Origin of the sequence: Halanaerobium sp. ST460_2HS_T2 (assembly GCF_003337665.1) — a bacterium.
GTDB classification, from domain to species: Bacteria; Bacillota; Halanaerobiia; order Halanaerobiales; family Halanaerobiaceae; genus Halanaerobium; species Halanaerobium kushneri.
Window position 1 is genome coordinate 99444 of the sequence record NZ_QPJF01000008.1, and the last position, 9297, is coordinate 108740.

At 35.6% G+C, this 9297-nt stretch carries 12 protein-coding genes; all 12 read right to left on the reverse strand.

From position 1 onward, the window contains the following. Positions 1-58 precede the first annotated feature (58 nt). Positions 59-1117, reverse strand: coding sequence for a flagellar biosynthesis protein FlhB (gene flhB, locus DFR80_RS05575; RefSeq protein ID WP_076544424.1), 1059 nt, complete (start codon positions 1115-1117; stop codon positions 59-61). Positions 1118-1196: 79 nt separating this feature from the next. Continuing rightward, positions 1197-1982: a flagellar biosynthetic protein FliR gene (gene fliR / locus DFR80_RS05580; RefSeq protein WP_076544425.1), complete on the reverse strand. Its 786-nt coding sequence runs from the start codon at positions 1980-1982 to the stop codon at positions 1197-1199. 13 nt (positions 1983-1995) lie between these two features. Beyond that, positions 1996-2265, reverse strand: a complete 270-nt coding sequence (gene fliQ, locus DFR80_RS05585; protein ID WP_076544426.1) for a flagellar biosynthesis protein FliQ — start codon at positions 2263-2265, stop codon at positions 1996-1998. 58 nt (positions 2266-2323) lie between these two features. Next, entirely contained in the window at positions 2324-3088 is a 765-nt protein-coding gene (gene fliP, locus DFR80_RS05590) for a flagellar type III secretion system pore protein FliP (RefSeq protein WP_076544427.1), read from the reverse strand. Further along, positions 3081-3449 (reverse strand): flagellar biosynthetic protein FliO, encoded by a 369-nt coding sequence (locus DFR80_RS05595; RefSeq protein WP_076544428.1) that lies wholly within the window; start codon positions 3447-3449, stop codon positions 3081-3083. The genes fliP and DFR80_RS05595 overlap by 8 nt, the downstream gene beginning before the upstream one ends. A gap of 12 nt (positions 3450-3461) precedes the next feature. Further along, positions 3462-4703 carry a flagellar motor switch phosphatase FliY gene (gene fliY / locus DFR80_RS05600; protein ID WP_114489419.1) on the reverse strand — a complete coding sequence of 414 codons (1242 nt, stop codon included), beginning with the start codon at positions 4701-4703 and terminating at the stop codon, positions 3462-3464. Then, on the reverse strand, positions 4693-5700 hold the full coding sequence (fliM, locus tag DFR80_RS05605; protein ID WP_076544430.1) for a flagellar motor switch protein FliM: 1008 nt from the start codon (positions 5698-5700) through the stop codon (positions 4693-4695). Before fliM ends, fliY begins: the two co-directional genes overlap by 11 nt. A 12-nt stretch (positions 5701-5712) precedes the next feature. Then, positions 5713-6165 (reverse strand): flagellar basal body-associated protein FliL, encoded by a 453-nt coding sequence (gene fliL, locus DFR80_RS05610; protein ID WP_076544431.1) that lies wholly within the window; start codon positions 6163-6165, stop codon positions 5713-5715. Continuing rightward, positions 6158-7012 (reverse strand): flagellar motor protein MotB, encoded by an 855-nt coding sequence (locus tag DFR80_RS05615; protein ID WP_076544483.1) that lies wholly within the window; start codon positions 7010-7012, stop codon positions 6158-6160. The genes fliL and DFR80_RS05615 overlap by 8 nt, the downstream gene beginning before the upstream one ends. Beyond that, entirely contained in the window at positions 7002-7811 is an 810-nt protein-coding gene (locus DFR80_RS05620) for a motility protein A (RefSeq protein WP_076544432.1), read from the reverse strand. Before DFR80_RS05620 ends, DFR80_RS05615 begins: the two co-directional genes overlap by 11 nt. Then, a complete protein-coding gene (locus DFR80_RS05625) occupies positions 7812-8021 on the reverse strand; it encodes a flagellar FlbD family protein (protein ID WP_076544433.1) in 210 nt (69 codons plus the stop codon). 81 nt (positions 8022-8102) lie between these two features. After that, positions 8103-9086: a flagellar hook-basal body complex protein gene (locus DFR80_RS05630; RefSeq protein ID WP_158537683.1), complete on the reverse strand. Its 984-nt coding sequence runs from the start codon at positions 9084-9086 to the stop codon at positions 8103-8105. Between the last annotated feature and the right edge of the window lie 211 nt (positions 9087-9297).

Here is a 9297-nt window from a genome sequence, read left to right on the forward strand (position 1 = left end):
TTATATCAACTATCAGACTAAATTAAAACAAAATATAGCAATTAATAAATTAATCTCTTTAATTTCTATTTTGAAATATTTTTGCCAGGATTTCAGCCACTGCCTGATAAAGCTCAACCGGAACCTGATCACCAATCTCCGTCATTTTATTTAAGGAACGAGCCAGTGGTTTGTTTTCAACTATTTCGACCTCTGCATCTCTTGCTCTTTCTTTTATTTTCTGAGCAATAAAATCTTCACCTTTAGCCACAACCACAGGAGCTTCCATATCCTCCAGATCATATTCCAGTGCTACAGCAATATGAGTAGGATTAGTGATTACTACATCAGCATCTTTGACAGAAGACATCATACGATTCATACTCATCTCTCGCTGTCTCTGCTTCCGCTGCTGCTGAATCATGGGATCCCCTTCCATCTCTTTTCGTTCCTGTTTTACTTCATATTTAGACATCTTAAGATCCTTATTGTGCTGCCATCTTTGATAAAGTAAATCTAGTACTCCCAAAATTACTAAAGCAGCAATAATTGCAAAAGCCATCCTGGTAATCAAACCAGCAATAGCAACCAGTGACTGATCCAGTCCCTGGTGAATACTATTTTCAAATATATTAAGATTATTCATTAAAAAACGATAAGCAATAACTGCAATCACAGCCAGCTTAAATAATGATTTTAATAATTCAACAAACCCCTTGAGTGAAAAAATGTTTTTTGCACCTTTAATCGGATCTATTTTTTTAAGATCAGGCACCAGAGGTTTGGTTGTAAAGAGAGCTCCAATTTGTAGAAAATTGACCAAAATTCCTGCTGCAGCAGTAACTATCATAATTGGATAAATAGTTTCTACCACTGAAAAAAAAGCATCATATAAAATATTAAAAGCCATATTAATTGTAAACGGTCTGACAATTAAGTTTTTAAAATAATACTGAAGTTGATTAAGTACACCAAAAAATATCTGCTGCATTAAAAAATAAAGAAACATAAAACTTGCCAGCAGCGTAAAAGCCTGACTTATTTCTTTTCCCTTGGCCACATTACCTTCTTCTCTGGCCTCTCTTTTCCGTTTGGGCGTGGCTTCTTCTGTTTTTTCACCAGTTCCATTATCCGCCATAATTTTATCTCCTTCAGTTCAATTTATAATAAGCTAAAAATATTATTAATCTAATATACTCCTTCAAATCACAGTAAAACTAGGGTGCAATCAATTTAAAGAGAGCCGGAATTTCATTAATGACATCCATTAATATTTCTGCATAATAGTGGTTTAAAACCGGCATTAAAACAAATATCAAAATCAAACCAGCCATAATTTTAATTGGTAGTCCAATTATAAATAGATTCATCTGTGGTACTGATCTTGCCAGAAAAGCAAGTATAATGTCAATAAAAAAGATAGCTCCAGCTATCGGCAGAGCAATCTTAACTGCAAGTAGAAACATATCAGCACTTCTTCTAAAAAAATACTGCCAGAGTTCTGAAGAAAAATTAACTCGCCCAGGAGGAATAATCTCAAATGACTGATATAGATGTTTGATTAAAAGCAAATGACCATTTAAAGCCAGAAAAATTAAAGTTACAAAAATATTTTTCAGCTGTCCAATCACCGGTGAATCTACTCCACTAAACGGATCAACAACATTGGCAATTCTGAAACCCATCCGCATATCAACAATTTGACCACCTAACTGGACTGCAGAAAAAACTAGAAAAACAGCCAGGCCCATAAAAAGGCCAATACTTGCTTCACTGATAATTTCAATAATCACCAGCAAATTACTGTCCGGATAAACTGCAGGATAATTCCCTACTACAAGTGGAAATGTAAGAACAGCCAGACTCACCGCTACTAAAATTTTAATCTGATATAATATTACTCGACTGCTAAATATGGGGGTTAAAAGCATCATTCCCAGATAGCGGCTCAAAATTAGAAAGAATAGGTAAATATGTTCGTTAATCATTAATCCATCTATCACTTATAATCAGCCCCTAACTAATATAGGTAGGAATATTCTGCAGAAGTTCCTGCACAAACTCTACAACAGTTGTCATTATCCAGGGACCAAAAAAAGCTATCGAAGCCAGTACAGCAAATATTTTGGGGACAAAGGCCAGTGTCTGTTCCTGAATCTGAGTTGTAGCCTGAAAAATAGCAACTAAAAGACCGGTAATCAAACCCGCTCCCAGAACTGGCAAAACAACAATAATAACAGTATATAAGGCCTGTCTTCCAATATCAAGAACTACCGCTTCTCCCATATGCTTCAACTCCCAAATTATTTAAAATTAGCAATTAAAAATAAGTTTTTTTAATTAATTAGAAAAAAGTTTCGATTAAAGAACCAATTAAAAGATGCCAGCCATCTGCCAGAACAAATAGTAAAATTTTAAACGGTAATGAGATAATAACCGGTGGTAACATCATCATACCCATCGACATTAAAATACTGGCTACAATCATATCTATCATCAAAAATGGAATATATAATAAAAATCCAATCTGAAAGGCTATTTTAATCTCATTAACTAAAAAAGCGGGAATTAAAACAAATGTTGGAAGGTCTTCCCTGGTCTCCGGTCGCTCAATCTCCGCAATGTTAGTGAATAGTGCCAGTGAACGTTCATCAACCTGATTAAACATAAATTCTCTAACTGGAGAAATAGTATTCTGATAAGCTTCTTCCAGACTTATTTCATCAGCAAGATAGGGCTGAAGAGCATTCTGATTTACCCCCTGCCAGACAGGAGACATAATAAATATAGTTAAAAATATTGCAATTCCAATTAAAACCTGGTTGGGCGGCATATTATTTAAAGCAAGTGCCCTCTTTAATATTGAAAAAACAATTATGATTCTGGTAAAAGATGTAAAAAGTATTATGATTGCCGGAGCAAGAGATAAAACTGTCAGCAGGAGTAAAATTTGAAGTGATAAAACTAAATCATCCCCCTGATTTTCAGCTCCCTCATCTCCAATTTGAAAAGAAATATTTGGAATATTAAAATCCTGAGCTGAAACAGAAAAACTGAAATTAAATAACAATAATATTACCAGAGCAATTAAAAATAATCTTTTAAACATCCTGATCACTGCTGTTAGAACTTTTATCTTTAGCCAGAATACTTTTTAGCTTATCTTTAAAATCTCCTTTTTTCCCTTTTTCTTTTCTCAAATCATTAAAATCGAAATCTAACTGATCGATCGGCCAGCTTCGCAAATAATTTAATTCTTCTTTACTACCACCAAGCATTACAATTTCGTTAAAAACCTTAACCAGATAAATTGTCTCTCCATTGGCCAACCGCATTGTATCAATTATTTCCATCTGCCTGGAATTGGTTAAATTAAATCTGTTTTTCAAAAGATAATAAATTGCTAAAATAAAGCCAATTACTAAAACAAGGTAAAAAGTAATCTTAAAGGTTTCCCAGAGATAATTCATTATATCACCAGCCTATATCTTTGATAGTCGTTCAGCGGGACTAATTATGTCTTTAACTCTAAAGCCAAAGTTTTCATCAATAACAACAACTTCTCCCTTTGCGACCAGCTTTCCGTTAACCAAAAGATCTACTGGTTCTCCAGCAAGCTTGTCAAGCTCAATTATAGAGCCATCCCCAAGATCAAGAATATCTCTAATTTTCATAACTGTTTTACCCAGCCTTACTGTAACTTCCAGCGGTACATCTTTAATTAATTCCATATTATTTGGTAAGGGCTGTGTAGATGACTGACTAAATTCGGGAAATTGTGCTGACTGAACATCAACTTTTTCTTCTCTTTCAATATTTCTATTTTGCGGTTCTCTTCTCTGCTGTGAAGACCGCCCGGCTTCACCAGTATTAGTCTGAGAAGCTGATTTGTTTTTTTGTCCCTGAGAGCTCTGAGAACCTGCTGTTTCCTGATATTCTTCTTTAACTGAAGTATCAACTTCTTCTTTTACTTCTTCTTCAATTTCTTCTTCATCAATAGTATTATCCATCAAACCTGTATTACCATGGAGCAGAGAATCAGCCAGATCCTTAACAAAATTATAAGAAGAAATCTGTTTAAAACTGCTATCAATTACATCTCCAACCTTCAGCTTAAAAGAAGTGACAACAATTTTTTCGTTCGGATCAAACCAGTCTCTTCCCTCTTCAATAACATCATCCAGATCTATAAATTCTGCTGTTGGAGGAGATATATTAACCAGTTCATCCAAAATATTTGACATTGCTGTAGAAGCAGCTCCCATCATCTGATTCATTGCTTCTCCAACTGCACTAATTGAAATTTCATTTAACATTTCCTGGTCCATACCTTCGAGACCATCTCCACCCATCATTAAATCAGCAATTACTGCAGCATCTTCTGTATCAATAACTAAAAGACTTAGACCCTCAATTCCTTCGACATATTCTACCTTAACTAAGACACAGGGTCTGTCATATTCTTCAATTAACTGCTGAAAAGTTTTAACATCAACTTCTGGGGTTGTTATATCTACTTTCTCATCAAGTAATGTGGAGAGCGCTGTAGCTGAAGAGCCCATAGCTATGTTATTAACTTCTCCAATAACATCAATTTCTTCTGAATTCAAATCAGAAGCATCTGGCCCACCTTTTTGACTATCTGCTACAGGTTCTTCGTCTTCCTGATCATTCATTAATGCATCTATTTCATCCTGTGATAAAAAATTACCATCATTCGTCATCGTCTTCACTCTCCTCTAACAAGTTTTCCGCTACACCAATAATTTGAATTGCTTTATGATTATTTTTATTTCCAACAACTGCTTCGTATTTTCTTCTGCTGCCAATTTTTAATTCAGCATTTTCTTCAACTTTTTTATCAAGTCTTACCACATCTCCGGGCTGGAGATAAAGGAAATCTTCAACTGTAATTTCTGTACTTCCTAAAACTGCATCAACTTCAACCAGAGCCTCATTTAATCTTTTGCGAAGTTTCGCTATATGTTCCGGAGTCTGTTTCTCTCTGGTACTCGAAAACCAGTATTGAGCATTTAGGTTACTTACAATTGGCTCCAGCATTATATATGGCAGACAAATATTCATTAATCCCTCACTGCCACCTATTCTCGCCGAAAGAGTAACAATTATTGTCATGTCACTGTCTGGAACAATCTGGGTAAATTGAGGATTTGATTCCAGTTCAAGCAGCTTTGGTTTTAACTGAGAAATATTTTCCCAGGCTTCACTAAACCCTTCCAGAAGCCAGCTCATAACTCTTTTAATTACTACCTGTTCAATATCTGTAAAAGAACGTACTTCATCTATTGGATTGCCGAAACCTCCAAAAAGTCTATCAATAATTGCAAAACCAATTTCTGGATTAATTTCAAAAATAAATTGTCCGTCAAGAGGATCCAAATTATTAATTCCAATAATAGTTGGTTCAGGTAGAGAGTGAATAAACTCTGAATAAGAAAGCTGTTCGATTGATGCAACTTCAAAATTAACCATACTGCGAAGTTTGGTAGATAAAGTTGTTGTAAATAGTCTTGAAAGATTTTCGTGAATCATCTGTAATGTTCGCATCTGCTCTTTAGAAAGCTTATCAGGTCTGCGAAAATCATAATCTTTAACTTCTTTTTCTTCTGATTGTTCTTTAGCTTCCTCCACATCAAGGCTGCCGTCACTAATTGCAGAGAGCAGAGAGTCTATTTCATTTTGATTTAGTACATCAGCCATCTTTTATCCTCCCTACTGTACAACCAGTTCTGTAAACCAGACATTTGTAATCTTTCCTGAAATCAATAACTCATTTATTTTATCTTTAACAATTTTTTTAATTGTATCTGAACCAGGCTCTTCTAAAATCTCCTGATTCTGAGCTCTTAGAGTAGAAATTACTCTGTCTCTAATCTGAGATGAGCGTTTGTCCAACTCTTTTGCCAGCTCAGCATTTTCAAGCTCAAAAACTATAGTTGCTCGAACAAAACTAATCTGACTGTTATTTGAAATATTAACTGTATAACTCCCGGCATTATAAGTTGGCCGTATATCTTCTATACTCTTAACTTGTTCTTTATTTTGCTCATCACTGGAAACTGAAAAATAAGTAAAAAAAGTAAAACTTGCCACCCCGGTTATAATTACTACTAAAACTATAATTAAGGCCAGCATTTTAAAATTCATCTGTCCTTCTTCAGCCATCTATATTTCCTCCTTCCTCAGTATTTTCAGTTTGATTATTATTTAACAGATTTTTTGTATTTGCCTCAGCTGCAGACTCCTGATTACTAACTACAGGCTTGTCTTCAGCTTCAGCGCCATTATTAACTGTATACTGAGAATTTAATACAACTACTTCGACCCTTCTATTTTCAGCTCTTCCCTCAGCTGTAGTATTTTCTGCAACCGGGCGATATTCAGAATAACCTGCTGCAGAAAGTCTTGCCGGATCAAAGTTCCTTTCTTCTATCAAAAATTTTATCACATTAACAGCTCTGGCAGTTGACAACTCCCAGTTAGATGGGAATTCGTCTGTTCTAATCGGTAAATCATCTGTATGCCCTTCAATCATAATATCATTGGGAATATCTTTAAGAATATCAGAAATCATGGCCAGAACTTCTCTCCCCTGGTCTCTAATTTCAGCTCTACCAAGTTCATACAGAATTTCACCAGTTAAACTGATTACCAGTCCCTTTCTTTTGTTTTCAACATTAACTCTGTCACCCAGATTATTAGCTTCTATATAATTGTTTAATTCCCGCATTACCTGTCGAATATTCTGGGGTGCCTGAGCATAATCTTCACCCAGGGTTCCGGCATCAATATTAGGATTGGGGGTAATAGTCTGTCCTCCCTCTAAAACACCTAATTGACTTTGAAGAGCAGAAATAAAACCCTTAAACTTTTCTACATCCATTGTCGAAAAAGAATATAGTAATACGAAAAAAACTAAAAGCAGAGTCATCATATCTCCAAAAGTTGTCATCCAGGCAGGTGAACCACCTTCATCTCCCCCGCCATTATTATTCTTTTTATTACGAGGCATTTTCTGCAGCACCCACCTCTCCTGCTTCTCCTATTCTGGCTTCTACCTCTTCTTTTTCTCCTTCGGAGAGAAAAGCATGTAATTTTTCTTTAACAATTCTTGGGTTCTCTCCAGCCTGGATTGAAAGAATCCCTTCAATGATAACCTCTTTTACATGAATCTCGTGGTTACTCTGAGTTTCTAAATTCTTAGAAAGAGGAATAAAAATCCAGTTTGCCAGCAGAGCACCATACAGAGTAGTTATTAGTGCTACTGCCATCCCGGATCCAAGCTGATTTGGATCATCAAGCTGACTCAACATTTGCACCAGACCAATTAAAGTACCAATCATTCCGAAAGCTGGTGCCAGCTGACCCATTGTAGCAAAAATACCTCTCCCCTTGGCATGCCTTTCCTGTAAAAAAGTAAGTTTTGTTTCCAGTATATTTCTAACCAGCTCTGGATCTGTTCCATCAACTACCAGCTGAATTCCTTTTTGTAAAAATTCATCATCCATTTCTGCTGCATCATCTTCTAAGGCCAAAAGCCCTTCTCTTCTCGCTTTTTCAGCAAAATTTACTAAATTTTCTATTACATGTTCTGACTCCATTTTGTCATCCTGAAATGAAACTCTTAAAAGATTGGGAATATTCTTTAAATCTTGGAAAGTATAACTGATCATTACACCGGCCAGGGTACCACCTAGAACTACCAGGGCGGACTGAACACTGACAAAGATTACTACATTGCCACCCAGCACCGCGACTAAACTAAATATTATTGCTCCTGCTACCATACCCACTATTGTTGCTAAATCCATTTAAGATCTCTCCCCTGTTCTAGAAATTCCAGCCATTATTTTCTGGCGATAAGTTACTACTTTTTTAATTATATCATCTGCTGAATCTTTGACAAGCAATTTCTTGCCATTGGTAAGAGTAATTACCGTATCTGGAGTCTCCTGTACTTCTTCTATCAGATCAGCATTTAATACAAATTCTTTTCCACTGGTTCTGGTCAATTTAATCATCATACACTTCCTTATTAAAGAACTTTATTATCTATCAGGCCGAAACCTGTGATAGGTCTCAGCCTGACAGTTTAATTAAAATTATCTTTTTAAGTTAACTAATTCCTGCAGCATTTCATCTGAGGTTGTAATCAATTTGGAACTTGCCTGAAAACCTCTCTGAGCTGTAATCATATTTGTAAACTCCTGAGAAAGGTTGGCATTTGACATTTCAAGTGTTGCTGGAGCCAGAGAACCAAAACCACCCTGAGCCGCAGCACCTAATTCCGGATCACCGGAGTTACTTGTAGTCTGGAAAACTCCTTCCTGCCGCATCAATCCAGCCGGGTTAGAAAAGTTTGCTAATCCTAACTTAGCCAGAGTTTGTGTTAAACCATTACTATAAGAACCAACAACATCTCCTGTTTCTGTAAAGGAGAACGATTCTAATGCACCATCTTCATAACCATTAACATTGGTAAAATTAGCAGTCATAGATCCATCAAACTGAGTTACTGCACTAAAATCGAGTTCAACAGTTTGTTCCATATCAGGACCAGCAGGGGTAAAAGTTAATTCAACAGTTTCTCCACCATCAATATTACCATTTGCATCAAAGGTTATTGTATGGTCTCCACCCAAACTGGCAGTACCAGTAATACCATCTACAGAAAAATCTTCGTCACTATCACTTATCTGCCATTCATTATTAGCTGTTTTTTCAAGTGGAAGCACTACAGTATGTTTGCCGCCCTGACTATCAAAAACATCAACAGCAATGTTTCTTTTAGCTGTTTGTTCGAAGGCAAGATCAACATTTGCATCATTCACTCCTGTTGAGTTAGTAAAAATATTATTTACATCAGTTGATGATAGAGACAAAGTTTCATCGGGGTTAGTTCCGCTTGGGTCAACAATAGTTGTTACCAAAGGATTTGTCAACAAATCAACTTCAGTTGCTAATCCTTCATTTGTTTCAAAAGAAGTAATATTGCCATTATTATCTAATTTAATTTTACCTTTTAAAGTATCATCAAAAGTTTCTCCATTTGAACTAAATTCAGTTGATGAGTTACTCGCATTCAAAGTAAAATCCCAAACATTAAATTCTTCTGTTTCTTGTAGACTAAATGATAATTCTTCTCCATAACCAGATGCAGTTGATAATTCTAAATTCTGTTCTAAAATTTCTAGACTATTCAGGTTGTATAATTAATGTTGTGAAGAAAAAAATGTAAATCTAAAAATATCTAAATAAAAAAGGCATTTGCCTGGCTCCGTTGAATTAAATAGTTAC